Source organism: Lederbergia wuyishanensis (assembly GCF_022900255.1).
In the GTDB taxonomy this organism is placed as follows: Bacteria; Bacillota; Bacilli; order Bacillales; family Bacillaceae_C; genus Lederbergia; species Lederbergia wuyishanensis.
This window is the reverse complement of sequence record NZ_JALIRM010000013.1, coordinates 53970-80243: the sequence shown is the minus strand read 5'-3', so window position 1 is coordinate 80243 and position 26274 is coordinate 53970. Positions and strand designations below refer to the sequence as shown.

The following is a 26274-nucleotide window of genomic DNA, read 5'->3' as shown; positions in this document are numbered from 1 at the left end:
AAACAATTTTATAGGGGGAAGTAAACAATGATGAATCAAGTAATGAGACTTTTCAAGGAAGAAGAAGGACAAGCATTGACGGAGTATGGGTTGTTGGTTGGACTTATTGCAGTCTTTTGTATCGGATCAATAGCACTCATTGGGCCAAAGTTAAAAGAATACTTTGATGCCATATTAACTGCATTGGGAGTAGCAGCTCCGGAATAATAAGCAAATATGTATTTCTATGAAATACCTATAGCCCCGCTCCGGCGGGGCTCATTTTCATAATAAAGGAGAATTGACATGTCAAGTACAGCACTTATTCTCATCCTCACTATTTCCATCATTACAGATCTTCGTAGTAGAAAAATTTTTAATGTTGTCACTCTGCCTGCCATTCTAGTTGCTCTCATCTTTCACTCGTTTACATCTGGTTTTCAGGGTTTGTCTTTCAGCGGTCTAGGGTTCTTAGTGGGATTAGGGTTATTGCTCATCCCATTTCTATTGGGAGGAATCGGAGCTGGGGATGTAAAGCTACTTGCAGCAATAGGAGCGTGGAAAGGAATGATGTTTGTTCTTTATACAGGTCTATTAGCCGGAGTTGTTGGAGGATTTATTGCATTATTAATTTTGCTAAAAAGAAAGCAGCTTGGTTTTACTCTTAAGAATATGGTATTCTCTTTTGTTTACTTAAAGGGAGCAAAAGGATCACTTCAATTTACTAGCGATACACAATCAGTTTCAATTCCATACGCAATCCCAATCGCCGTCGGTGCTTTCTTAACATTATTAAGGGAGATTTACATATGAAGTCACAAAAAGGTCAATCTTTGGTAGAAACAGCTTTAGTTCTTCCTATACTAATTATGCTACTTTTTGGAATCGTCGATTTTGGAAGAGTATTTCATGCTTACTTAACACTTGATCATGCGGGAAGAGAAGCCGCAAGGGATGCAGCAATTGGGAAAGAAGACTTTGAAATAAATAGCAAGATTACAAGTTCTACTACTAGTCTTGGAAGTGGAGTGATTCCTACTATTTCCCCCTCAGGTAAAGCAAATCGCCCCAGCGGAACTGATGTAACCATTACGTTGAAATATAAAATTGACTTAATTACGCCAATTCTTGGTCAAGCAGTTAAGGATATCGATTTAGAGAATAAAACGGTCATGAGGGTGGAGTAATGAAAAAGCTACTTCAGATAATTACAAGAATTTTAAAAGAGCAAAGCGGTGTCTCTATGATTCTTGTTTCGCTAGGAATGTTTATGCTTATTGGCTTTACTGCATTTGTCGTGGATGTTGGGAGTCTATACTTCGAAAAAAGTCGTCTTCAGAAAGCTTTGGATGCCGCTGTTTTAGCCGGTGCACAAAGTTTGAAAGTTTCTGAGAATGAGGCTGAAAATGTAGCTATTCATATAGCTAACCAAAATGGGTACACTGTGACATCCGATGAAGTGGAAGCGACAGGCAATATTATTGAAATAAAAAAGACAGTTAACAAACAGCTGACATTTGCTAGAGTACTAGGATTTAGTGATAGTGATGTAGGTGCATTTGCAAAGGCTGAAATTCTTTCGTTAATAAAAGGAGAGGGGATTATTCCCGTTGCTATGGAGGATGTAGTGTATAATCCGGGAGACTCGTATACAATGCATTTCCAAGCTGGGAATCCTGACAATTCTTCTGTTAACGGAAACTTTGGTTTTCTGGCAATCAATGGTCCAGGTGGATCGGATCTAAAAGATGGGATTATGCATGGAGCAAACAGAGAAGTAAATGAAGAATTTGAGTATACGAAAACGGGTTTATCATGGGGGAATGTGAAATCCGCTTTTGAATATCGAATTGGACAAGATAACACTAAACCACATTGCTCGTCATATACAACCGCTGACGATACATGCAGTCGGGTTGTGACTGTGCCGATTGTTAAAACATTTACAGGATTAGATGGAAAGTCGAAGGTTAAGATTATCGGATTTGCTGCTTTTTGGATTGAGAGTATTCAACCAAACGGAAACGATAAGTCAGTAAAAGGACGATTTATCGATATGTATAGCCCAGGGGAATACGGTTCAGGAGAAAACTTTGGAATTTCAACTGTAAAGCTCGTTAACTAATAATATATTAGAAAGCAGGTGAACACATGAATACCAAGAAAATTTGGCTATTTGCAATGGTTTTTGGAGTTTTAGCCACGTTAATGATGTTTATGATGGTCAGCGGAGAACCTAAAAAGTCCGCACCACCGGCAGCGACAGAAGTAGCGGATGCAAAAGATAAAGAAAAAAAAGTGCCAGAGAAAATAGAAGTAGAGGAACCCAAAAAGAATGAAATCATTTCAATATCTAATGGAAAACGTGCAATGAGTGTTGCCGTTCAAGATCCACAAGGTGTAGCCGGCTTTATTACCCCTGGCTCTTTTGTGGATGTCGTTGCGGTCATGAAAGTACCAGAGGAATACAAGGAAAAGCAACATGACGCCGCGACACTTCTTTTACAAAATGTTAAGATCCTTGCGATTGGACATGCTGCAGATGATGAAGAAACAAAGAAGAGATACCAAATGGTTACGATAGAAGTCACTCCGAAAGAAGGACTTGCTTTGGGATTTGCCACAAATTATGACTTGTATTTAATGCTTAGAAGTGAAGGCGATGACAAGGTTGAGCCAAAACATATGCATATCCATGAAGATGATTTACACGAAGGGGTGTTTAGATAATGGTGAGAATTTTTTCAATGGCTGAAAATGATGATGTAATTTCTAAGCTAGAAGAAGTTTCTGTCAGTCTTGGTTATGAAATCGGATGGGCTACGAATGAATACAAATTATTTGATTTACTGAAATCTACAGACAGTGGGATTGTAGTGTTACCTCCTTCAGACCATTACGATGTTTATATATTATGCCGAAATGTTACTCAACGATTCCCGAAATCAACCGTGTTATTAGTGTTTCATTCAGAACGTGATCCTGATATGAAGCAAGTTTTACGAGCAGGAGCAGCAGATGTTATTTTTCTTACCTCCACTTTAGCCAGAATTAAAGAAGATATCCAGCTTGCTATTTCAAATAGAAAGTATACACATCAAGTTCCTCTAACAAGAGAAGAAAAGAATGCAAAGGTTATTACTGTAGCAAGTACCAAAGGGGGAGTTGGTAAAACGACTGTCGCGGTAAATTTAGCTGCTTCTTTTGCTAAGAAATCCGAAAAAGTAGCAGTGATTGATTTAGACCTCCAATTTGGAGATATCGCTATGTTTATGGATGTGAAGCCGAAACTGACAATCTATGACTGGATTAAAGAAGATACGGAAGGACTGCAAATTGATAACTTCATGACTCCGTATAAAAATGGAATTTCAATTTTAGCAGCACCACAGCGTCCGGAGTTTGCGGAAGTCATTACAGGCAACCATGTTAGAAAGGCAATTCATACATTAAAAAAACAATATGATATCGTCATTATTGATGTATCGTGCCATATGGATGAAAATGTGATTGTTGCATTGGAAAATTCAGATGAAATTCTGGTGATGACGTATTTCGATTTACCAACGCTTAAAAATAGTAGAATGCTCATCGAAACACTAGAATCACTTCATTTAGCGGAACGGACGAAGATAATATTAAACAGACAAATGAAAGTGAAGGGAATCACATCACAGACAGTTGAAAAAGTAGTAGGCAAAAAAATATTCGCTGCTCTCCCTACAATGGAGAAAAAAATGATTGCTTCCGTTAACGAAGGGCAACCTCTCTTTTACTTATACCCAAGATCAAAACTATCAAAGAACTTTCGTAAAATAGCGGAATCTTTAGTTAAACCAGAAGTGCGGATTGGAGCGAAAAAGCATAAGGCAAGAAAACTAGTCCAAGCTGGGGGGCATGCATAATGTCTTTACTGACTAGATTGGGCGGTCCCACTCATGAGGTTAAAGAACGAAAAGAAAACTTCATAAAAACAAGATCCTTATCAAAGTTAACGGACTTAGAAGTGAAGCTTCATAACCATCTCGTTGATGAAATAAAAAAGCCAGAAAACCAAGATAAGGACATGGATCTTTTAATCGAAACACTCGCAAATGATTTTCTAGAAATAGAAGGGGAACAGCTTACATTTGAGGAAAAAAAGCAGTTAATGAGCGACATTTCTCATGAGTTGACTGGTTTTGGCCCCATATCACCTCTTTTGGCTGATCCAAGGGTTACAGAAGTGATGGTTAATGGACCGAACGATGTTTATATAGAGGTAAACGGTAAAATTGAAAAAACGGCGATTCAATTTCGAGATAATATGCATGTATTGCGAGTAATCGAAAAGATTGTTTCGCCGCTTGGAAGACGTATTGATGAAAGTGTTCCGATGGTTGATGCAAGATTACCAGACGGTTCTCGTGTAAATGCGATTATTCCGCCACTTGCATTGAATGGACCAACAGTTACAATCCGGAAATTCTCGGATACACCATTTACGATATACGACTTATTACGTATGGGCACTTTAAGTGAAAATATGGCCAATTTTTTAAAAGCAGCAGTAGAATCAAAGTTAAATATATTTATAAGTGGAGGAACTGGATCTGGGAAGACGAGTACACTAAATGTCCTTTCCTCATTCATTCCGAGAAATGAACGAATCGTAACAATTGAGGACGCAGCGGAATTAAAGCTTTCACAGGATCATGTTGTTTCTTTAGAATCCCGTCCTCGAAATATAGAAGGTCAAGGCGAAATTACCATCCGGGATCTTGTACGAAATTCACTCCGGATGCGACCAGATCGTATAATCGTCGGGGAAGTTCGAAGTGCAGAAGCGCTCGATATGCTTCAAGCGATGAATACTGGACATGATGGGAGTCTTGGGACGGGCCACGCGAACTCACCGAGGGATATGCTGGCTAGACTTGAAACGATGGTGTTAATGTCTGGATTTGATTTACCAGTAAGAGCGATTCGTGAACAAATATCCGGCGCACTTAACTTAATCGTTCAACAATCACGATTGAAAGATGGATCAAGGAAAATTACTAAAATTACCGAAGTTCAAGGGCTGGAAGGTGATATCATTACGCTCCAAGATATTTTCGTCTACAATGAACAGCATAATCCAAACACCGGAAAAGTTATTGGAGCATTCGTATCGACAGGAATTATTCCGCATTGTGTGGAACAGCTGGAATTAGCAGGACACAATGTTCGGCCTCTGTTTAAGGAGGAATGGTAGATGAACGATTCAATCCCAGTGATCATTGCCACCACATTCATTATTTGCACAGTTGTCTTTAAACTATTGCTTTCTCTTATTTTTGAAAAAGGAAAATACGAAAAAAGATTAAGGAAATATGTCTTTACATTAAACCAAACCGAGACAGAGAAGAAAAAAGAGGCACCGAGGCGGAAAAAGAGTTCCTTTATTACCACGGCGGCAAAAGGAATTGAATCCATTTTTAACCTTTCCAAACAAGAGCATCTCCTTATACAATCTGGGGTGAAGTTGTCTCCAGGAGAATTGATCATTGGGAGGTTTCTTGTTGGGCTATTATGTATGTTTTTTGGTTATGTCCGCGATTTTCATATGCTAGTCATTATAGTTTGCGGGGTAATAGGCTTTTACTTGCCGACTATCTATATCAAAAATAAACGAAAAAAACGACTACAAAAATGTTCGGAACAGCTTGGTTCAGCCTTAGGTACAATGGCTAATGCGTTAAGGGCTGGCTTTAGCTTTATGCAGGCGATGAAGATGGTGGCAAGTGAAATCGAGGATCCGCTTGGGCCAGAATTTACGAAAGCATTGCAAGATATTAATTATGGGATCCCTGTTGAAGAAGCTTTTCAAAGTTTATTAGAAAGGCTTCCGGATAAAGAGTTGGATCTCGTCTTAAATACGTTGCTTATCCAGAGGCAGAGCGGTGGGAATTTGGCTTATTTAATGGAGACGATGCAGGAAACAATTATCGACCGTACAAGAGTTAAGGAAGAGGTAAAAACATTAACAGCACAAGGAAGAATGTCTGCAGTGGTCATTACTATTCTGCCTGTAGCCTTAGCTCTTTATATTAAACTTGTAAATCCAGAATATTTTCAAATGTTGTTCTCACATCCTTTAGGTTGGGCAATGGTGATTATGGGCTGTCTTAATATATTGCTAGGGTGGTTATTTATAAAAAAGATAGTACACATTGAGGTGTAAATGTGGTTACGATATATTTTATCCTATTTAGTTCTCTATTTTTCACATTAGTCATTGGGGGCCTTCTGAGTCTTTTATATAAAAAAGAAATCATTATCTCTAAGAGAATCAATCACTATTTCAATACGAAAAAAGTAAAGGAAGAAATAAAGCAAAAGAAGCAAAGTGAACCAAAATTTTTATTTTTGAAAACGGTCAGTGATCGAATAAAAAAATTTCTTGATCAGAAAACGACCTCTTCAAGAAAAAAAGATTTGGAAAAAAAGTTAAGAGAAGCTGGTTATCCTCTTAAACTAACACCCATTGATTTCCGGTTTTTGCAGCTCATCATTGGAGGAGTTTTATTCTTTATTTTTTACTTATTGATGAATAAAGCTGATGCAAATCCTCTATCGAGTTCTCTACTGGCCGGAATTATTGCTGCTCTTGGCATGTATTATCCAGCATTTTATTTAAGCGTCATCATCAAAAAGCGAAGACTAGAAATTCAAAAGAAAATGCCTGATTTTTTCGATATGGTCAATTTATCGATTGAGGCTGGAATGGGACTTGATGCTTCCCTTCTAAAAGTGTGCAATCAAATGAAGGGACCGCTTTCTGAAGAATTTTTACAAACGTTAGAGGATATGAAACTTGGAAAGTCTAGAAGGGAAGCTTTCTCGGATTTAAGAGCCCGAGTTCCTGTTCATCAATTTCAAAGTGTGATTACTTCACTGATCCAGGCTGATATGCTTGGTGTAGGAATGGCCAAGGTTCTACGCTCATTAACGGAAAGAATAAGGGAGCAACGAACACAGTTAGCGAGGGAACAAGCAATGAAGGCACCTGTAAAAATGGTTTTTCCCATGATGCTCTTTATTTTTCCGGCGATTTTTATCGTGTTAATGGGTCCGTTGATTATTTATTTATTGCAACATGTGTTTTAAAGTTAAAGTGCCTAGTATTGTCATAGCTAGGCACTTTATGCTTTTTTAGCCAGGTATTAAGTGCTATCGGCTCGAGATCATATACTGGGTCATGCTTTTCAGAACATTGTGTGTCGCCGAGTAGGTAAGAGCTAGGGATTTTTTTAAAAAGAATGCGCTTGCATAATATGTAGGATAGCTATATAATCTATTTCAAATGAGGTGAAACCAATTGAAAGAAACTGAAAATTTAGAACGTTTTATAGATGCAGTTCAATATGTGGGAAGAATGTTAAAACGAAATGTACGTGATCAAGCATCCCCGCAAGGAATTACAAAGACTCAATGGTTTATATTACGCCATCTATGGAAAAAGCCTTGTACAATCGGAGAATTAGCTGGAAAATTAGAAGTCCGCTCAAGTTCCATGTCACAAATGATTGACCGCATGGAGCTAGCAGGTCTTGTGCAAAGAACGACTGACCCACAGGATGGACGTACAAAAATCGTGATGTTGAACGATGCGGGAAAGAATCATTTAGAGATGATAACAAATGCTGGAGTTGAATTGCTTTTTGATCCTTTTTCAAAGTTTAGTAAAGAAGAACAGCAATTGGTCGTTGAACTTTTGGAAAGATTTAAGGTAAATCTTTCTGCGACATTTGAAGATAAGAAGTAATCCTCATAAATACTTAGGTTCGCTATATAAAGAGTAATTGGAGGGAAATAAATGTGAGAAAGTTAAGCCCTTATTTAAAGCCACATTGGCTTTTCGTATTACTTGCACCTCTTTTAATGGTGCTTGAAGTGTGTATGGATTTACTTCAGCCGAGGCTGATGGCAACAATTATAGACGAAGGAATCATGACGGGAGATCTTTCCTTAGTGCAGTCAACTGGGGCTTGGATGCTGCTTGTAGCCTTTATCGGTTTATTAGGTGGTGTAGGATGTACGGTTTTTGCAAGCTTTGCTTCAGTCCATTTTGCTGCAGACCTGCGTGAAGATTTATATAAGCGTGTCCAGAGCTTTACTTTTAAGCAGTTGGATCGCTTTTCAGGGGGACAGCTCGTTACAAGGCTTACAAACGACGTTACTCAGCTTCAGTTGTTTGTCGAAATGCTTTTAAAGATATTTGTACGCTCTCCTTTGTTAATCATCGGAAGTACCATAATGGTGATCATTATTAGTCCGAAATTGGCCTTAGTGTTAGTCGTATCCATGCCATTACTTTTTACAGCACTGTATTTACTCGTTCGCTATGCGTTTCCTATGTTTTCGAAAGTGCAGACAAGACTGGATGGAGTAAATAACGTTTTGCAGGAAAACCTACGTGGAATGCGCTTAGTAAAAGCCTTTGTTCGCGGTGACTTTGAACGAAAGAAATTCCAACAGCAAAATACGGAGTATACTGATTTTGCCATAAAAGCATTTAGAATTATGGCATTAAATATGCCGGTTATGATGTTAATCATGAATGTATCGATCGTTGCCATCCTTTGGTTTGGTGCTGGGCAAACATGGGCAGGGCATTTGCCAGTGGGTGACCTTGTAGCTTTTATTAATTATGTTACTCAGGTTTTATTTTCTCTTTTAATGGTTGGGATGCTTATGATGTCAATTTCACGTGCAAAGGCATCTGCTGACCGTGTCAATGAGGTATTGAATGTCGAGGCGGAAAAACAAACACCGAAAGCTCAACCGCTAAAATATGTTAATGGCAACATAGAATTTAGAAATGTTTCCTTCGCATATGAAAAAGAGCAGGAACTCATTTTAAAAGATATTAGTTTTGAAGCGAAACGCGGTGAAAGAGTGGCCATTTTAGGAGCGGCTGCAACAGGAAAGTCGTCCCTTATACATTTAATACCAGGGCTTTATGAGCCTAGAGAAGGATCTGTCTTACTTGATGGTAAAAATGTATTGGATCTGCCTTTTGAAGAGCTTAGAAAACATATAGGTCTTGTACTTCAGCAAACGATTTTATTTAGTGGAACTATCTTTGAAAATATTAGTTTTGGAAAGCCAGATGCTTCAATGGATGAAGTTATTGCTTCGGCAAAGGCGGCACAGGCCCACGAATTTATTAGCAAAATGCCAAATGGTTACGATACTGTTTTAGGCCAACGAGGTGTCAACTTATCAGGAGGGCAAAAGCAGCGGATTTCAATTGCTCGTGCACTTTTATTAAAACCTGCAGTTCTCATATTGGATGATAGTACGAGTGCGGTTGACGTAAAAACAGAAATTGCCATCCAGAAAGCATTGCAGACAGATTGGAGCGATTGTACTTGTATTTTCATCGCACAACGTATTTCATCCGTTATCGATGCAGACCGAATTATTGTGTTAGAGAATGGAGAAATTGCTGCTGAGGGAAAACACGAGGAGTTGCTTTTAAATAGTCCAATTTACCAAGAAATTTATGCATCTCAACAGAGAAAGGAGGAAATACTTCATGCCTAATTCTAAAGAAAGAAGCCAGCCTGCAGGACCTCCTCCTGGTTTTCATCGTGGTCCTGGTCGACATTTGCAAACAGGTCCGGTCGTAAAAGCCAAAAATACGAAGGAAACGTTGAAACGATTATGGCATTATTTAAGCAGGCAAAAATCCGGTTTAATAGCGGTGACCATTTTTACAGCCATTAGTGCGGTCTTAATGCTGACGGGTCCATATTTAATTGGGATATCGATTGATAAATATATTATTCCGCATAATTACAATGGGCTTCTTTGGCTATGCATCGCCTTGCTTTTTGTATACGTAGGCAGTTCTGCTTTTTCGTGGTTGCAAATGCATGTAATGGCCTCAGTATCCCAAAATACAGTCAGGGAAATGCGCAGGGATTTATTCGATAAAGTACAGAAGCTACCAATCCCTTATTTTGATAAAACAGCTCATGGAGAATTGATGAGTCGAACGACGAATGATATGGATACCGTATCGAACACTCTTAATCAAAGTATGGCACAGTTTATTAATAGTGTGCTGACATTGGTTGGGGTCGTCATTTTTATGCTTGTGATGGATGTATGGTTGACGATCGTGAGCATGCTTATCATCCCGCTCGTTATTTTGATAACAAAAAATGTAGCGAAGTTCACCCGCAAATTTTTTAGTAGCCAACAAAAAGAACTAGGTTCATTGAATGGCTTTATAGAAGAAACCGTCTCTGGACAAAAGGTAATCAAAGTGTATCGCCGGGAAGAGAAAGCTCTGGAGGAGTTTCGTGAAAAAAACATAGCTTTACGGAACGTTGCCAAGAAAGCACAAATTTTCGCTGGTGTGATGGGACCTTCCATGAACTTTGTGAACAACTTAAGCTTTGGGCTCATTGCTGGAATTGGCGGGTGGATGGCACTTAAAGGGATTGTCACGATTGGAATTGTAGTCGCGTTTTTAAATTATTCTCGGCAATTCAGCAGACCCATCAACGAACTCGCAAACCAGTTCAATTTATTGCAGTCTGCAATTGCGGGTGCGGAGCGTATTTTTGAAGTAATGGATGAAGTGGAAGAAGACGAACATCGTAAAAAGTTACCTGACCTGTCACGTATCAAACATTCAATAGAGTTTGAAAATGTTTCATTTTCCTATACAAAAGAGGATGGGGCAGTATTGAAGAACGTGTCTTTTATGGCAGAAAAAGGACAAAATATTGCTCTCGTTGGTCCTACCGGTGCTGGAAAAACAACAATTGTAAACTTGTTAACCCGTTTTTATGATATTGAAAAGGGTAGCATTAAAGTGGATGGCACTGATATAAAAATGTGGGATCGAAATAGTTTGCGAAGACGTATAGGAATTGTCTTGCAGGACGCCTTTTTGTTCAGTGGGTCTATCTTGGAAAATATTCGTTATGGGCGCTTGGATGCAACAGATGAAGAAGTAGTGAACGCAGCTAAAATGGCGAATGCCGACAGTTTTATTCGTAAGATGCCTGAAGGATATCAATCAAAATTATCGGCAGATGGTGGCAACTTAAGTCAAGGACAGCGCCAGCTCATTACGATTGCACGTGCTATATTGGCGGATCCTGATATTTTAATTCTTGACGAAGCAACGAGCAGCATTGATACAAGGACTGAAAGACAAATTCAAGAAGCTATGAAAACATTGATGGCAGGACGTACAAGTTTTGTCATTGCACACAGGCTAAGCACCATTCGTGAAGCCGATATGATTCTCGTTATTAAAGACGGTGAAATTTTTGAAAGAGGTAATCACGATGAACTAATGGATAAAAAAGGATTTTATTATGAACTGCAAATGAACGCAGGGGCTGCTCAAAATGCGGTATAGAATGAGGTCCACCCGAGTACCTTATTTCTGAACTTGGGAGGAATCTACGTATCTTTGTCGAAACGCATATATAGGAAAATATTAATAAAAGGAGTAGATACATATGACTCAAAAAGTACGTCTTGGAAAAACGGATTTGTACGTGAACCCAATTGGACTTGGTACGAATGCAGTAGGGGCAGCACGCATAAATCCGGATTTAGATGGTGAGCTTGGAAGAGATATTATTAGAACTGCTGTACAAAATGGGTTGGATTTTCTCGATACCGCTTTTATTTATGGACCTAGACGCTCTGAAGTAATAATCGGGGAAGTTTTAAAAGAAATGGGAAAACGAAATGAAATGATCATCGCGACTAAAGGTGCCCACCGTTTTGAAGGAGAGGATGTGGTTGTCGATAACTCACCTAACTTTTTAAGGCAATCTGTTGAAGATAGCTTGAACAGACTACAAACAGATTATATTGATTTGTATTACATCCATTTTCCGGATGAAGATACTCCTAAGGCTGAGGCGGTCGGCGCTTTAAAAGAACTAAAAGATCAAGGGAAAATTCGTGCGATCGGCGTGTCCAATTTTTCCATGGAACAGTTAAAAGAAGCTAATGTCGACGGCTATGTCGATGTATATCAAGGAGAATACAATCTATTAAATCGATCTGCAGAAAAAGAATTTTTCCCTTATATGCTTGAACACAACATTTCATTTGTGCCATATTTCCCTCTAGCTTCAGGCTTACTCACTGGTAAATTTAATAAAAACTCACAAATTACAGATGTCCGTGCAAGAAAGCCACATTTCCAAGGGGAAGCATTTATAAAAAATCTCGAGAAAGTAGAACAGCTTAGAACAATAGCTGAAGCGAAGGAAGTAGACATAACTCATATCGTATTGGCATGGTACTTAACAAGAGAAGCTGTTGACACGGTTATACCTGGTGCTAAAAGACCTGATCAAGTATTGAACAATCTTAAAACATTGGAAGTTAACTTAACAGAAGAAGAAATTCAAGAAATCGACCGGATTTATAGTTAAAAGGGAGGAGACCATTTACAGTCTGCTACAATAATCCTTAATAAATCTTCCATCATCAAAAATTAACTTTTTTACAACTCGTCTTAATTATTACAGGCGAGTTCTTTTTGTTGTTAAAGACGTATTTAATAAACGGTGCATCTGTTTTCCCTGATATCTTTCATCTATACATAATTCCTTTGTTGGACCTGTCATATTTTCCCACCTAATCTACCTGGAATAATATGATTGTTCCACTTTTGAAAGGGTACATGGATGGTAGAACAATATTTAAATGAAAGGATTCTTCATGTTTGGGTTTAAAGATTTAATCGGACTGATAGTGTCGGGATTTATTATTCTTCCTGTTGTGCTTTTTTTAAGAGAAGTGGGATATCTTATTACAAGTGGAATATTCGGGGTGAGAAACCCTAGATTAACGATCGGTTCAGGACCGAGGATTATTAAATTTGGTATGTTCGATATTCGAAAATACTACCATATATATAGTTGGTTTTCATATGATTCTATTAAAAGAAAAAGTAGGATTGCATATGTTAGTATTTATGCCGGGCCAATCATAACTAATCTTTGCTTCGCTTTATTGATTAATGCTCTTTTAGCTAATGGAGTGATACAAACATTTGAAACCTTTTGGAATCGATTTATCTTTTATGCTTTTTATTATATACTCTTTGACTGTGTCCCTATGATGACTATTAATGGAAAACCTAATAACGGGATGATTATTTATGAGATGATTCGTTATGGTAAACGAGTTGACAATAATAATGAACCTTTTATTCCGTCTACATCCAAAGTAGAAGAACAATATCAAGAGAAAATAGAGGAAATAGAGAAAAGAAAGCAAATGAAAAAAGAAAATAGGAATTGAAAAAAAGTCTGGTACTTGATCCTCTCACTTTATTAGTTTAATTAGGAAGGGAGTAATGTAGCACTCAAAAGCTGAGTGATTTATTAGTTAAAAAGAAAGGAGATGAAAATACAGTATTTTAATTAGAGTTGCAATCTAGGCATTATTTCTCTTCTGTTAAGCTATTATCCCTATGATGGAGCTGCTTTCCTAATCAATATCTTATCTCCATATCTTTTCACTTTACTTGTTTATTCAATTTTTCATTTTTCCTGTCTACATAAATGGGCTGTACAATTATATAATGCACATTTCCAATTATAATTCGTTTTTTCGAGAATAGTAATCGATGCGTTTTCAATATAAGTAGTAGGAAACTTCTCTGGCAGCAAATGTTGTAAGGTTAATCCAATTAATGCTCCATGACTTACGATCAATATTTTTTTATTTTTATGTGTAATTGTTAAGTCTTCTAAGAAGTTAATTCCTCTTTTAGCAACGTCCTCATACTTCTCCATTCCGAGTTCTTGTTGACGCCAATTATTTCCCCATTTATTTATTCTTTCTTCCTCTGTCGTTCCTTCAATTTTCCCTCAATGAATTTCTCGGATTCTCATATCTGAGTGGATAGGCAAATGTAATATATCTCCAATTATTTTGGCAGTTTCAACTGCTCGGGATAGATCACTGGAAATAATGAAATCCCAATATTCGCTTACCTTCAATCTATTTCCTAAAGCGAGCGCCTGTCTTTTTCCTATATTATTTAATGGGATATCCGAAATACCTTGGGCTTTTCCAAGTACATTCCACTCGGTTATTCCATGTCTAATGAATCCTATAGTTGTCATTTTTTCAATTCTCCTTATTCCCTTATTTTGAATGCTAAAAAGCATACAGAAGAACCGCCATGGTGCCCGCTCTCATCATATTTTGAGTTTGTATAGTCTTAATCAAACGTTTGATTGAAATAAGATGGAAGACAAAACCTGAGTCAAACAAACCTATTGCATTACTCTTGTTCAACGCACCTTTACTTTTGGAAAAGGGGCTAGACTCTCGTATATGGTTTCTCTTTTACCTATAAATGTGAAAAAAAGGAAGGAAAAGCGTTAATCAAACGTTTGATTGAATTAGAAAAAGGGGAGCAGAGCGTTAATCAAACGATTGATTAAATTGAAAAAAGGGGGCAAATCATTAATCAAACGTTTGATTAAAACAAAAAAATTGAACATAAGCCTTATTCAATTAGGAATGACGGCAAATATAATTGAAACGAATCCAGTAAACCAATAGAATCATCGTTCAGATGCCATTGCTAAAATGGTGTGAGTCCATTCATAAAAAATAGGGACTAAGCTTATAGCAAGTCCCTATTTATATACAATTATACAATCTTCGTATTTCCAAGGTCGGCTGTATTCCCATTTTGTTCAGGAACGCGAGTAAGAATGACAATCCCGATAATAAAGAGAATGACGAGACTGAATACTCCGTATGAAGTATGCCCCGTAATTTGTGCAGTGATCCCGAGTAGAAGAGGTCCCATGATGGAAGCAAATTTTCCAATAATATTATAGAAGCCAAAGAATTCATTGGATTTTTCTTTTGGAATCATCGTTGCATAATATGAACGACTTAATGCTTGAATTCCTCCTTGGGAAGTAGCAACAAGCATGGCCAAAATCCAGAAATCGGCTACTGTTTTTAGGAAAAAAGCATAAACACAAACGATAATATAAACAATAATTCCAACGTAGAGCATCTTTTTTCCGCCGAATTTTTCAGCCAGTCTTCCATATATAATCGCGAAAGGTGCAGCTACTACTTGCGTGGCGAACAAAATAATTAGTAGATTGGTAGCATCAATTCCTAAATCGGTACCATATGCGGTGGACATAGAAATAATTGTTCCAACTCCATCAATATAAAAGAAATAGGCGATTAAAAATATAAATAATGCGCGGTATTTGCGAATGTCTTTAAAAGTTTGACTTAGGCGTTTAAAACTCTTTGCGATTGGATTCGGTTCACGTTCAATATAATAACGCTGATGAACGTTTTTAAACATAGGAATTGCAAATAGCCCCCACCATATAGCAGTGATAAAAAATGAAATTTTACTCGCTAATCCTGCTGAAATGGGGATGATTTCCCTTTGAGCAAGTAGGATAATTGCTATACTGATAATAAACGGAATAGTACTGCCGATATAGCCTAGACCATACCCGCGAGCAGAGATACGGTTCATTCGATCTTCCGTCGTAACATCAACGAGAAAAGCATCGTAAAATACAATTGAACCTGTAAAACCTACAGTTGATAACATATAAAGAATTAATAATAGCTGCCATTGCTCACCAGGAATAAAAGCAAGTAGGGCAGTGGCGCTCACTCCCATTATGAAAAAGAAAGTGAAGAATTTTTTCTTCAGCCCTTTATAATCTGCAATTGTTCCTAAAATGGGGCTTAGCATTGCTAAAATAAACGTAGCGATTGCGATTGTATAACCTAAATAAGCAGTAGAGTCGACAGCACTTACTCCAGCAGACATAGCAACATTTTTATAAAAAATGGGGAACACTGCGGAAGTAATAATAATTGAGTAGGCAGAGTTTGCCCAGTCATAAAGAACCCAGCTATTCTCTTCTTTAGAATATAACTTTTTCATCTATTTCCCCCCTTATTATTATTGTACTAGAATAATTGGTTAGAATGTTAAAAATTTTTACACATTAAGCATTTCGTTTATTACTTTACCATCGGTGTCTCCAAGGTTAACGCCCAATAATTTCGCGAAAGTAGGTCCTTCATCTATTAAGTGCATAGAAGGGATGGCGACATTTTCTCGGATACCTTTCCCAGCTGCAATAATAACCGTTTCATAATTTTCCTTTGTCGGTGAATAACCATGAGAAGCAACTGTATATCTTCGTGCCTCTACATCTTCTTTTGTTATCGAATCAATAAAAGCTCCTTCTAGTCGCTCATGAAAATAAAAGCCTCTACGTGCCTCAATCATAAAGGCAGCTTTCTCGTCGGCACCTCTTTTACCAGCCTCCTCACCAGTAATTACGAATTCAATCCCGTTATTCTCGTCCTTCTGCAGATCTTGCAGCAGTTTACCTATACGTGTTTTTGTTTCTATATCTTTTTGATCATGTAAATATATATAAGCAGAGCCGTCACAACTTTTACAATATGCTTTCCAGTTTGTAACTTTTCCATTTTCATTCACATTAATAAGCCCTTGTTCCCTTAAAAGGACATTTATTTTTACTGCTTTTGACTCATCTAAAGCACTATGATCTCCAAGAACGACAATCGTAGAGTTTTCATATATCCCTGCATCTTTAAGCGCATGTAAAATCCTACCCAATCGCATATCGTGCCGCTTTAAGGCAGCGTGAGCCTCATCAGATGAAAATCCGTGGTAATGTCGCTGTGTATCAAGATCTGTAAAGTGGACGAGCATTAAATTTGGCTTTTTCGTTTCAATTGTATGGACAGCGGACTCTATTACAAAGTCATCCAATTCTGGTTGGCTAAGACCCTTTCGAATATGCCCAAAGCGATTATTCATATCGATTTGATAAAAAACACTTCCGTTTGCCAAAGAAACAGCAATTTGATTGAGCCAAGGCCGATTTGAGAAAATCTCAGGCATATTATAGTCGATATTTGCTTTAGCAGTTACAGGCCACAATAAAGCAGCTGTTTTCAATCCTGCTTTTTTTGCCTCATCATATAAAGTTGTTCCTTTTATATGAAATCTATGCCAATACCAGTCTGGGGAAGGGTTCCCTGGCTGTAAAAATGTATTATTAATAACACCATGCCGGTTAGGAAATTTTCCTGTGACAATCGTAGCATGACATGGGTATGTGACAGATGGATAGATGGTTTCTACATGTTTACAATATGATCCTTTATTTAATAATTCCTGAAAGTTTGGAAGTTCCTCTAAGATATGGAAATCCAAAGCTGATAGACAATCAAATGAAATGACGATTAAGTGATCCGTAAGACGCGTCATACGTAGCCTCCTGCAATAAAAAAGTATCTAAATCCATCATAAGGGTAGTTGAAGCCCATTGCCAATCAATAATGAAAAAATACGAATATATTCGGAAATTTGTCCGATATAATCTTAAAATAAGAATATGTAAATTCCATAGTTGAGTTTGCCACTACAAGGACTGCACAAAGTTAAAATAAAATTTATTTTTCTCCAACACTTTTTAAATCCCAAACGTTATCTATACGAAAGCAAATATATCAGCAAAAAATAACGAAGTGAGTGAGCCATATGGAAGCGAGTGATTTATATGAAAAGTTAAAAACAGACCTTCATCGATTTGCCTTATCGATTTCTCGCCATGAGCATGAGGCAAATGATCTTGTCCAAGATGCCTTAATGAAGTCTTTGAAGGAAACTGAACTTTTCAGCTTACCAGAATACAAACAAAAGGCTTGGTTCTACCGTGTAATGAAAAATAAACTCATTGATGAACGCAGGAAAGAAAATCGGCTTTCAGAATGGGATGAGGACTTCGATATACCTGCTCAAGTATTTACCGGAAACCATATAGAAATGGCAGAGCTCTTATCTCATCTTCCGGCAGAATTAAGCGATATCGTTTTTAAGCGGTATTGGCTGGGATTAAACAGTAAGGAAATGGGAAAGCAACTGGGGCTGCCACCTTCGACAATACGGTATAAACTTCATATGGCAATCAAACGCTTGCGATCCATAATGGAAATGGAGGAAGGAAAATGACGAAACAAAGAATTGGGAATATCGGCTTGTTAAATTTAACAAATGCCACTGAGGAAAGCATTCAAGGAATTGAAGGGATCGATAATGTAGGACTCGTTCTTTATAAAAAAGAAAATGCCCATCTTATATCAGCTTTAAATATTGGAAATATCGGAAAGACTGCGATTGTTCCGGAGGGGTATTCATTTTTCAATGGGATATTGAACATTGATAAGGCTTATATAGAGTCAATCAAAGAGCCTGTAAAACTGTTCATAAATGGGATAGCTATTATCGATAATGATGTTCAGGTCGAACAAATAAAAAAGGAATTATTACAATTCACAATTAATGGGATAGTATATAGCCCGGCACATCTTTCAGGCTCTGTCAGTAACCTTTTTGGGGAAGGGGATATTAATGTTACTGCATATCAAGGAGAAGCACCTCGAATTGAGAATGGAAAATTCACACTATCTAATTCGTTTCTTCAATCTTTAACAGGGCCACAATATCTAGTTGTGAACGGAATACTAACGTTTTCATCTGACCTTAATATGGAAATGTTTAATGAGAAAATTAGTGATATCGAGGTTAATGGGAAAATAGTCATTTACGAAGAACAAGAACCTTATTTATATAGAAAGATGGCTTCACTTACCTCATCACATGTGGATGTTATTCCGGCGGGGCATGATTTGATTGAAAGTCAGCTACGATTAAATAGTCGATCAATTCGCCGGTTTAAACATAAAAGAATCATGACCAAAAGACCAATTGTGATTGATGCAGACGTTTCTAGAGAAGCACTTTCAAATGCATTTTCAAAAATCCATTCGCCTTCGATGATTATTTGTCACGAAAACGTTGAAGATATCGTATACGAATTGTGCAGTCTCTTGGAAACGGAAGTACTTGTTTACGAAAAATCCTTCATATTTATAGAGAACGAAGAGGAATGGTCAAATGATCAATTTCTCGCTTTAAAGGAGCCAGCGAACTTTGTAGTAAGAGGAGTGCTTACGCTAGATGAGGATGTTGAACTTGAAGTGCTGCAAGAAAAAGTAGCAGCTATTGATTTGATGGGTGAAATTATTGTTTCAAACAAAAAATTAAAAGGGAGTCTCCAACAACTACTTAGATTAAATAACGGAAACATTACAGAGAAAGACAAATCTGCAGTTAAGGAAAATGAAAAGGAGCCTGCTTATCTAAATAACATTGGTGAGCTATCCTTATAGGAGGAATCAAAATGTTTTTCTTTATAGAAAATGAAGCTATACGTCGAATTTGCGAGTTGCGTCAAGATTCCGAAGCGCATAGATTGCTACAAACAAAAAAGGGACTACGCCATAATGAACAATCTTTATCTGCAGTTAATGTGAAAGAGCAGAAGCCCATTTTATCTATAAAATGAAATGAAAAGCCATGATCGAAAAAAAGATCATGGCTTTTTTATAATAAGTATATACTCCAATTTTACATTCGTTAGAGAACGGATTTAATAACTCTAGACGCTATCAAAAAATGCCTTTCTTTGTCACAGAACATTTACTTGTCGAAGATAGTGAGTGCCTTTGATTTTCTTCACTGTTTACATATCATGCCCGCCAGCCTTATTTTGCCTAGTATGATTTTTGTTTTTAACTTTGTGTGATCCACTTAATGGTTTTGGCTGGCTGTTTTGTTTTTCATTTGAGTTTGAATTGTTCTTTGCCATTTAAAAACCTCCTTATATTCAAGATTTCAGCAAAAAATAATCTATCTTCCATAAGTTACCCTGAAAAACAAGAATTTATGATTTTGAAAATCGAAAACTACATTATGATGTAGTAAAATAAAAATGGAATCGCTTTTATATCAGAAAGGAAGTCATTACAATGCAATATGAAGTGCTTATTGAAGAAACTCGAAACGGTTTAGTTGAAAATATTCATACAGGAATTATTTGCGGTGTAAATGATCAGCTTCAATCCATATATCAAATAGGGGATGAAGAGCAGTATGTTTACTATCGTTCTGCATCAAAGCCAATTCAAGCTATCCCAATCTTTTTATCAAATATTATAGAAAAATACAATATTACAGACGAGGAAGCAGCTTTATTTACAGCTTCACAGCGTGGTGAAACGTATCATATTGCGGCATTGGAGTCGTTATTACAGAAACTTCCTGCTAATGAGGAAGAGCTTTTTTGTCCAGCTTCTTATCCTTTAAACGCTGTTCCTAAAGAAGCAATGATTAGAGAGCAGAAAAGTAAAAGAAGACTATACCATAATTGTGCTGGCAAGCATTTAGGGTTTGTGACGATGTGTCGTGAGCTTGGCTTTCCTGTAGAAGGCTATTGGGAAGAAAGCCATCCACTACAGCAAAAAATATTAGGTATTCTTTCGGAACTATCGGAAGTTCCTCAGTCAAAGATAAAAACCGGCGTAGACGGATGCGGGGTACCAGTTTTTGCGATACCACTGAAAAATATGGCTATTACGTATTTAAAATTAGCATGTCCAGATTTAATCAAGGATGAAGATATGCAAAAAGCTGTCAAAAAAATGACTCATGTTATGAATCTCCATCCGAATATTGTAGCATCAGAGGATTTTGTCTGCTCGGCTTTACTTAGAGACGAAAATATAGTGGCTAAAGGTGGAGCGCAAGGAGTATATTGCTTCGGCTTGAAAAAAGAAAGAATTGGCTTCGCACTAAAGGTTTTAACTGGATCTGAAGATGTGTGGCCTAATGTTCTAGCTTCCATCCTTGAACAAATCGGTTATAACAATCAACAAACAATCTCATCATTGCGGAAAATTAGACCAGCTATTATTAAAAATGATGCAGGAATTATTGTGGGAGAAGTAAAGGAGAAATTTTCTTTATAATTGGGGGAGTTTTAGGATGGATAAAAAAGTCATTGTTAATGCGAGAGTTGTAACTCCCGGTGACATTACACAATCATCCGTTGTATGGATTGAAAATGCACAAATACAAAAGGTGGATCAAGGTATACTCCCAGAAGTACCTAGTGAATACGAAATAATCGACGCAAAAGGACAATTATTAATCCCAGGAATGATTGACGTACACATTCATGGAGCAAATGGGTTCGACATGATGGATGGAACAGAAGAAAGCATTCTTGAAGTATCAAAAACATGTGCTATGACGGGCTGTACTTCATTTCTAGTAACTTCTGTTTCCTCATCTATCGAGGATCTCATGATCATGATCCGAAATGTTAAAAAAGTAATTGGCACAGAGCAAGGAGCGAAAATTGCCGGCATCCATTTAGAAGGCCCATATCTAAATGTAAAACGCAAGGGGATGCAAAACGAATTGTATTTGCGTCATCCTAATATAGATGAAATGAAGGAAATATTAATTGAAGCTGGAGACCTTGTAAAAATGGTGACCATTGCACCTGAACTTCCAGGTGGAATTGAAATGGTGGAGTTTTTAAAAGAACAGGGTATCATTGTGGCAATTGCCCACTCTGATGCAACGTATGAAGAAGCAAAGGAAGCTTTTTCGAAAGGGGCGAGTCATGTCACACACTGTTTTAATGGAATGCGTCCTATCCATCATCGTGATCCTGGTTTAGTCGTAGCCGCTTTTGAAGAGGAGCATGTAAGTCTTCAAGCAATTGTCGATCAGATTCATCTGCATCCAGCCATCGTTCGCCTTATGCATCGCATAAAAGGACCTGAAGGGGTTGTCTTAATTACCGATGCGTTGCAAGCCATGCAAATGGGGGATGGAGAGTATGAATTTGGCGGACATAAAGTTACTGTAGCCAATGGAGAAGCACGATTGGCTGATGGAACACTTGCTTCAAGCACCGTGACCATGAATGAAGCTTTGCAGAAAACAGTAGAAAGTGGTATTTCGTTGGATGATGCCGTCTATATGGGAGCTACAACGCCAGCCAATATTTTAGGCATGCTAAATAAAGGGAGGATTGCTTCTGGAATGGATGCAGACCTTGTCCTTCTTGATTCTAATTTCGATGTATTATGGACGATGATTGAAGGGGATTTAATTATGTCTTAAAAATTATTATTACGGAAGGCGCCATAACAGAGAAGCATGTAGAAGGTGCCTTCATGGACGTGGAAAGCAATTCTGCATACAAGAGCTTGTCAACAGTCTGAAGGCCGCTATCTATTTTCGAGAAAGCGGCCTTTTTTGGACTGAAAGATGGTAAAGACTAATGATGAAATATAAATATGCATATCCCGCACTAAGTCCAGCAATGATGTCAGTTGGGAAATGAACTCCTATATACATTCTGCTGACTGAAATAAGGACAATGAGCAAAATAGTGACAGTCAGCCATACGTAATAAAACTTCCGTCCTATTCTTATCATATACATAAACAAATAAAAGAGGAATCCAAATACTACGATTGATCCCATCGCATGTCCACTAGGAAAGCTAAATCCACTTTCATGAAATAACGGGGTAAGAGAGGGACGCTCACGGTGTATCCACCCTTTTAATAAATGGTTTAGCCCTGTCATTCCTAGAAACGCTAAAATTAAAAACGATGCTTCTAGATGTTTTTTCTTAATGAGGAGGAAAATCAATACGACAACCGAAATTGGAATAATAAAGTCTTTAGATCCCAATTCAGTGAAAAAGTAAAAGAACCCATTAAAAAAGGTAGTTCTGATTCCTTCAAAAAACCTGAGAGTACTAATATCAATTTTTGTGAAAAATCCAAGGTTATAAGAAAAACCTAGTCCAAAAAATAATATTAAACTTATAATCAAAAAAATCTTTTTTGCCACAAAGTTGCCTCCGTTCTGGATAGTTCATTCCCACTTTATATTTTTGTTCTATAGCATGTCAACTCTATCCAAAACGGCGAGGAACTTAATCCATCATTTCAGCAACAATATCATAAGAACGCAAACGATCTTCTTGGTAAAAAATTTGTGAGTTAATAATAATTTCGTCAGCTTCTGTTTCTTTAACAAAGGCCTCCAGCTGTCGTTTTACAGTATCATAATTGCCAACAAAGGTAGAACGCGAATCGAGTGTTCTTTCAATATGTACACGTTCAATCGGAGACATGACGTCATCCATATTCTCAACAGGTGGTTGCAACTGTGTTGGACGATTTCTAATTAAACTTAAAAATTGTTGCTGCTGTGAGGTTGAAAGCCACATTGCTTTTTCATCTGAATCAGCTGCGATGATGTTGATACCGAGCATTACATAAGGTTTTTGAAGAAAAGCAGATGGTATGAAATTATCACGGTACAGCTTTAGCGCTGGCAAAAGATAATCCGGTGCAAAGTGGCTAGCGAAAGAAAATGGCAATCCTTTTTGTGCTGCTAGCTGTGCACTAAACCCGCTTGATCCTAGAAGCCATAGTGGAATATGTAAACCTTCACCTGGAATAGCGCGAACCCTAGCTTCAGGATTATATTCAAAATAAGCTTGTAATTCTTCTACTTGCTCTGGAAATTCCTCCGCTCCTCTACCTAAGGAGCGTCTAAGTGCATAAGCAGTAGCTTGATCACTACCAGGCGCACGTCCAAGCCCCAGATCAATCCTACCTGGGTATAACGATTCCAATGTTCCAAACTGTTCAGCAATGACAAGTGTCGCATGATTAGGCAGCATAATGCCTCCTGCCCCGACTCGAATCCGCTTTGTTGCGCCAGCAATGTGACCAATTAGGATGGAGGTTGCAGAGCTTGCGATTCCAGGCATATTATGATGCTCGGCTAACCAGTAACGATTAAAACCAAGAGCTTCTACGTGCCGTGCCAATTCTACACTGTTTTTAAAGGACTGTTCCGCGCTGCTTCCTTTTGTAATAGGGGCTAAATCAAGAACTGATAAGGGAATGTTATTAAACAATTTTTGACCACTAGACATTTTCCCACTCCTTTTTCCTTTTAAATAAAGACTCTTTTCTTACACATTGTTGCTATTTAATATAATTTAAATAATAGAATAAATTTGGAACTCAAAACTTAGACATTCTGAGAAAAGAGCTAGTCATTCATAAGAACCGCCAAGCAAGGGTAAAAGCAGGCTTTCGGGCTTTTACAAAAACAACAAACTTTCCGAAAATAGCCTAAATATATGATAGGCTGATTCGTTCATTCAGTCCAACGATTCGGTCTCTAATTGTAAATTCGCCTTTACAAAATCTTTACAATTCCTTAATGTACATTTAATTGTTTCTTAATTAAGATTGTATGGGGCAGAAAGATGTCGAATAAAAACAATTAGGGGAGAAGACATGGATTTGCAATCATTACTTTTTATGTTTTTTGGAGGGCTTGGTATATTCCTATACGGAATTAAGTCAATGGGGGATGGACTCCAAAAGGTTGCCGGAGATGGTTTAAGGGAATTACTCGACCGCTTTACAACTAGGCCGATTATGGGTGTTTTAACGGGAATTGTCGTAACGGGATTAATTCAATCTAGTTCTGCTACAACAGTTTTAACGATTGGACTTGTTACAGCAGGTTTTATGACATTAAGACAAGCCATCGGCGTCATTATGGGTGCCAATATTGGAACGACTGTCACAGCATTTATTATAGGAATTAACATTTCCGAATATTCATTACCAATCCTTGCTTTTGGGACAATCTTAATTTTCTTCTTTAAAAATCATAAAGTTAATAATTTTGGACAAGTATTTTTTGGATTTGGGGCTTTATTTTTTGGGTTGAGCTTGATGGGAGACGCAATGAAGCCACTCCGAAGTGCGCAAGTTTTTATGGATATGATGGTTAACCTAAGTGAAAATCCATTACTAGGTGTAGGTGTTGGTACTCTTTTCACAGTGATTATCCAGAGTTCATCAGCTTCCATTGCACTTCTCCAAACGTTGTTTGATCAAGGTGCCATTAACTTAAATGCAGCGTTGCCAATACTTTTTGGGGATAATATTGGAACAACCATTACAGCGGTTTTAGCATCAATTGGAGCATCAATTGCTGCGAGACGGGCTGCATTTACACATGTCCTTTTTAATGTAATCGGAACGATACTAGTGTTAATATTATTTGTTCCATTTACACATTTAGTTGAATTTTTCCAAGCGACGTTTGATTTAAATCCTAGGATGACAATTGCCTTTGCTCATGGAACGTTTAACGTGACAAATACAATCATTCAATTCCCATTTATTGCTGTACTTGCTTGGATTGTGACTAAATTAATTCCAGGAGAAGACACTGCAATTGAACATAAAGCAGTTCATTTAGGTGAGCAATTTATTCGTCAATCTCCTTCCATCGCACTAGGTCAAGGGAAAAAAGAAGTTCTCCGTATGGCTGAATTGGCAGACAAAGGGATGGATGAGGTAGGTCAATATTATAAAACACAAGGCAAAAAGCATCGAGAGCTTTTACCCCAAATTGAAGATGCCCTAAACAATTTAGATAAAACAATAACAGAATATTTAATCCAAATTTCTTACCATTCGCTTACAGATCAAGATCTACACACACACCATACTCTTATGAATACTGTCATCAACCTTGAGCGAATAGGTGATCATATAGAAAATCTCATGGAAATGATTGATAGCCAAATTAAAAATAAAGTAGTATTTTCTGAATCAGCACTAGAAGATTTAGATGAAATGTTTGATTTAACTGTTTCTACTTTAAGACAAGCTGTCAAAGCATTAGAAACGAATGATATCGAACAGGCCAGAGCGGTTCTAGAAAAGGAAAAAATTATTGATGAAATGGAGCGCGATCTTCGTAAGAAGCACATCAAGCGTTTAAACGAAAATCAATGTACGGGAACTGCAGGAATTATTTATGTTGATATCGTAAGCAACTTGGAAAGAATCGGTGACCACGCCGTAAATATTGCGGACGGGGTTATAAGTGAAGTTTGATATTGATGAAAGAGCCTTACTTTAAAAAGTAGGGCTCTTTTTTTCTGGATTTTTTGATGGTTCGTCTTGTGTGATTTTTATACAGGTCATTCAATTGTTGTACGAGTGGTTTGGCATCATGTAGGTCCCCGTTCCTGTTTAGTTGGAATCATTTCCGTTCAGGAGTCTCCAATTCACGTTCGCTCATCGTTAATTTCAGAAACCCCGAATTCCCTTTCGAAAGGTTCTATTTTCGTTTAGGTGTTTCTAATTCCGTTCATTCCTGCCCAAATTCCAATCCACTTCCAATTCTTGTTCTTTCATCTTTTTTTTACTGTAACGTCAATAGGTAAAGTACTTCTGTTTTTTATCCCCTAA

The 26274-nt window shown here is 37.5% G+C and carries 25 protein-coding genes and 1 pseudogene; 20 read left to right on the top strand and 6 right to left on the bottom strand.

All coding sequences use genetic code 11. The features are described 5' to 3' along the window. Positions 1 to 27: 27 nt before the first annotated feature. From MT489_RS17385 to MT489_RS17320, 14 genes are all read left to right on the top strand, one after another. Positions 28 to 207 (top strand): Flp family type IVb pilin, encoded by a 180-nt coding sequence (locus MT489_RS17385; protein WP_244682839.1) that lies wholly within the window; start codon positions 28 to 30, stop codon positions 205 to 207. A 78-nt stretch (positions 208 to 285) separates the two neighbouring features. Continuing rightward, a complete protein-coding gene (locus tag MT489_RS17380) occupies positions 286 to 792 on the top strand; it encodes an A24 family peptidase (protein ID WP_244682838.1) in 507 nt (168 codons plus the stop codon). Then, the gene (locus MT489_RS17375) at positions 789 to 1166 is read left to right on the top strand and encodes a TadE/TadG family type IV pilus assembly protein (RefSeq protein WP_244682837.1); all 378 of its coding nucleotides are present in this window, start codon (positions 789 to 791) and stop codon (positions 1164 to 1166) included. The genes MT489_RS17380 and MT489_RS17375 overlap by 4 nt, the downstream gene beginning before the upstream one ends. Beyond that, positions 1166 to 2104 carry a pilus assembly protein TadG-related protein gene (locus MT489_RS17370; protein ID WP_244682836.1) on the top strand — a complete coding sequence of 313 codons (939 nt, stop codon included), beginning with the start codon at positions 1166 to 1168 and terminating at the stop codon, positions 2102 to 2104. The genes MT489_RS17375 and MT489_RS17370 overlap by 1 nt, the downstream gene beginning before the upstream one ends. 26 nt (positions 2105 to 2130) lie before the next feature. Next, positions 2131 to 2709 carry a Flp pilus assembly protein CpaB gene (gene cpaB, locus MT489_RS17365; RefSeq protein WP_244682835.1) on the top strand — a complete coding sequence of 193 codons (579 nt, stop codon included), beginning with the start codon at positions 2131 to 2133 and terminating at the stop codon, positions 2707 to 2709. After that, positions 2709 to 3884 carry a CpaE/TadZ family protein gene (locus tag MT489_RS17360; protein WP_244682834.1) on the top strand — a complete coding sequence of 392 codons (1176 nt, stop codon included), beginning with the start codon at positions 2709 to 2711 and terminating at the stop codon, positions 3882 to 3884. Before cpaB ends, MT489_RS17360 begins: the two co-directional genes overlap by 1 nt. Then, positions 3884 to 5215, top strand: coding sequence for a TadA family conjugal transfer-associated ATPase (locus tag MT489_RS17355; protein ID WP_244682833.1), 1332 nt, complete (start codon positions 3884 to 3886; stop codon positions 5213 to 5215). The genes MT489_RS17360 and MT489_RS17355 overlap by 1 nt, the downstream gene beginning before the upstream one ends. Next, on the top strand, positions 5216 to 6184 hold the full coding sequence (locus MT489_RS17350) for a type II secretion system F family protein (protein WP_244682832.1): 969 nt from the start codon (positions 5216 to 5218) through the stop codon (positions 6182 to 6184). Positions 6185 to 6186: 2 nt separating this feature from the next. Continuing rightward, positions 6187 to 7110, top strand: a complete 924-nt coding sequence (locus MT489_RS22365) for a type II secretion system F family protein (RefSeq protein ID WP_244682831.1) — start codon at positions 6187 to 6189, stop codon at positions 7108 to 7110. A 211-nt stretch (positions 7111 to 7321) separates the two neighbouring features. Further along, positions 7322 to 7768, top strand: coding sequence for a MarR family winged helix-turn-helix transcriptional regulator (locus tag MT489_RS17340; RefSeq protein ID WP_244682830.1), 447 nt, complete (start codon positions 7322 to 7324; stop codon positions 7766 to 7768). 53 nt (positions 7769 to 7821) lie between these two features. Beyond that, positions 7822 to 9552, top strand: a complete 1731-nt coding sequence (locus tag MT489_RS17335) for an ABC transporter ATP-binding protein (protein ID WP_244682829.1) — start codon at positions 7822 to 7824, stop codon at positions 9550 to 9552. Next, complete coding sequence (locus MT489_RS17330; protein WP_244682828.1) at positions 9545 to 11389, top strand: ABC transporter ATP-binding protein; 1845 nt, start codon at positions 9545 to 9547, stop codon at positions 11387 to 11389. Before MT489_RS17335 ends, MT489_RS17330 begins: the two co-directional genes overlap by 8 nt. A gap of 103 nt (positions 11390 to 11492) precedes the next feature. Next, the gene (locus MT489_RS17325; RefSeq protein ID WP_244682827.1) at positions 11493 to 12425 is read left to right on the top strand and encodes an aldo/keto reductase; all 933 of its coding nucleotides are present in this window, start codon (positions 11493 to 11495) and stop codon (positions 12423 to 12425) included. Between the two features lie 289 nt (positions 12426 to 12714). Next, entirely contained in the window at positions 12715 to 13299 is a 585-nt protein-coding gene (locus MT489_RS17320) for a hypothetical protein (protein ID WP_244682826.1), read from the top strand. A gap of 242 nt (positions 13300 to 13541) precedes the next feature. On the opposite strand, the pseudogene MT489_RS17315 reads toward MT489_RS17320, so the two are convergent. The 3 genes and pseudogenes from MT489_RS17315 to MT489_RS17305 all read right to left on the bottom strand — a co-directional run bounded on the left by MT489_RS17315 (position 13542) and on the right by MT489_RS17305 (position 17314). After that, a pseudogene (locus MT489_RS17315) lies at positions 13542 to 14129 on the bottom strand (histidine phosphatase family protein). Positions 14130 to 14665: 536 nt separating this feature from the next. Then, positions 14666 to 15949, bottom strand: coding sequence for an MFS transporter (locus MT489_RS17310; RefSeq protein ID WP_244682825.1), 1284 nt, complete (start codon positions 15947 to 15949; stop codon positions 14666 to 14668). Positions 15950 to 16006: 57 nt separating this feature from the next. Beyond that, positions 16007 to 17314, bottom strand: coding sequence for an alkaline phosphatase family protein (locus MT489_RS17305; protein WP_244682824.1), 1308 nt, complete (start codon positions 17312 to 17314; stop codon positions 16007 to 16009). Between the two features lie 273 nt (positions 17315 to 17587). Between MT489_RS17305 and MT489_RS17300 the strand changes: the two genes are divergently transcribed. The 3 genes from MT489_RS17300 to MT489_RS17290 are packed head-to-tail and all read left to right on the top strand — an operon-like array spanning position 17588 to position 19454. Beyond that, the gene (locus MT489_RS17300) at positions 17588 to 18058 is read left to right on the top strand and encodes an RNA polymerase sigma factor (RefSeq protein WP_244682823.1); all 471 of its coding nucleotides are present in this window, start codon (positions 17588 to 17590) and stop codon (positions 18056 to 18058) included. After that, entirely contained in the window at positions 18055 to 19278 is a 1224-nt protein-coding gene (locus MT489_RS17295; protein ID WP_244682822.1) for a hypothetical protein, read from the top strand. Before MT489_RS17300 ends, MT489_RS17295 begins: the two co-directional genes overlap by 4 nt. An 11-nt stretch (positions 19279 to 19289) precedes the next feature. Further along, on the top strand, positions 19290 to 19454 hold the full coding sequence (locus MT489_RS17290; RefSeq protein ID WP_244682821.1) for a hypothetical protein: 165 nt from the start codon (positions 19290 to 19292) through the stop codon (positions 19452 to 19454). A 177-nt stretch (positions 19455 to 19631) separates the two neighbouring features. Here the strand turns inward: MT489_RS17290 and MT489_RS17285 are convergent, their stop codons facing one another. After that, complete coding sequence (locus MT489_RS17285; protein ID WP_244682820.1) at positions 19632 to 19757, bottom strand: small acid-soluble spore protein P; 126 nt, start codon at positions 19755 to 19757, stop codon at positions 19632 to 19634. A gap of 160 nt (positions 19758 to 19917) precedes the next feature. Here MT489_RS17285 and MT489_RS17280 point away from each other — a divergent pair, with 160 nt between their 5' ends. Then, positions 19918 to 20916 carry an asparaginase gene (locus tag MT489_RS17280; protein WP_244682819.1) on the top strand — a complete coding sequence of 333 codons (999 nt, stop codon included), beginning with the start codon at positions 19918 to 19920 and terminating at the stop codon, positions 20914 to 20916. Between the two features lie 16 nt (positions 20917 to 20932). Beyond that, the gene (nagA, locus tag MT489_RS17275) at positions 20933 to 22084 is read left to right on the top strand and encodes an N-acetylglucosamine-6-phosphate deacetylase (RefSeq protein ID WP_244682818.1); all 1152 of its coding nucleotides are present in this window, start codon (positions 20933 to 20935) and stop codon (positions 22082 to 22084) included. Positions 22085 to 22195: 111 nt separating this feature from the next. Here nagA and MT489_RS17270 read toward each other — a convergent pair whose 3' ends face one another. Next, on the bottom strand, positions 22196 to 22825 hold the full coding sequence (locus MT489_RS17270) for a phosphatase PAP2 family protein (protein ID WP_244682817.1): 630 nt from the start codon (positions 22823 to 22825) through the stop codon (positions 22196 to 22198). Positions 22826 to 22910: 85 nt separating this feature from the next. Beyond that, on the bottom strand, positions 22911 to 23924 hold the full coding sequence (locus tag MT489_RS17265; RefSeq protein ID WP_244682816.1) for an LLM class flavin-dependent oxidoreductase: 1014 nt from the start codon (positions 23922 to 23924) through the stop codon (positions 22911 to 22913). A 370-nt stretch (positions 23925 to 24294) separates the two neighbouring features. On the opposite strand from MT489_RS17265, the gene MT489_RS17260 reads away from it, so the two are divergent. Beyond that, positions 24295 to 25917, top strand: a complete 1623-nt coding sequence (locus MT489_RS17260; RefSeq protein WP_244682815.1) for a Na/Pi cotransporter family protein — start codon at positions 24295 to 24297, stop codon at positions 25915 to 25917. The last annotated feature ends 357 nt before the right edge of the window (positions 25918 to 26274 follow it).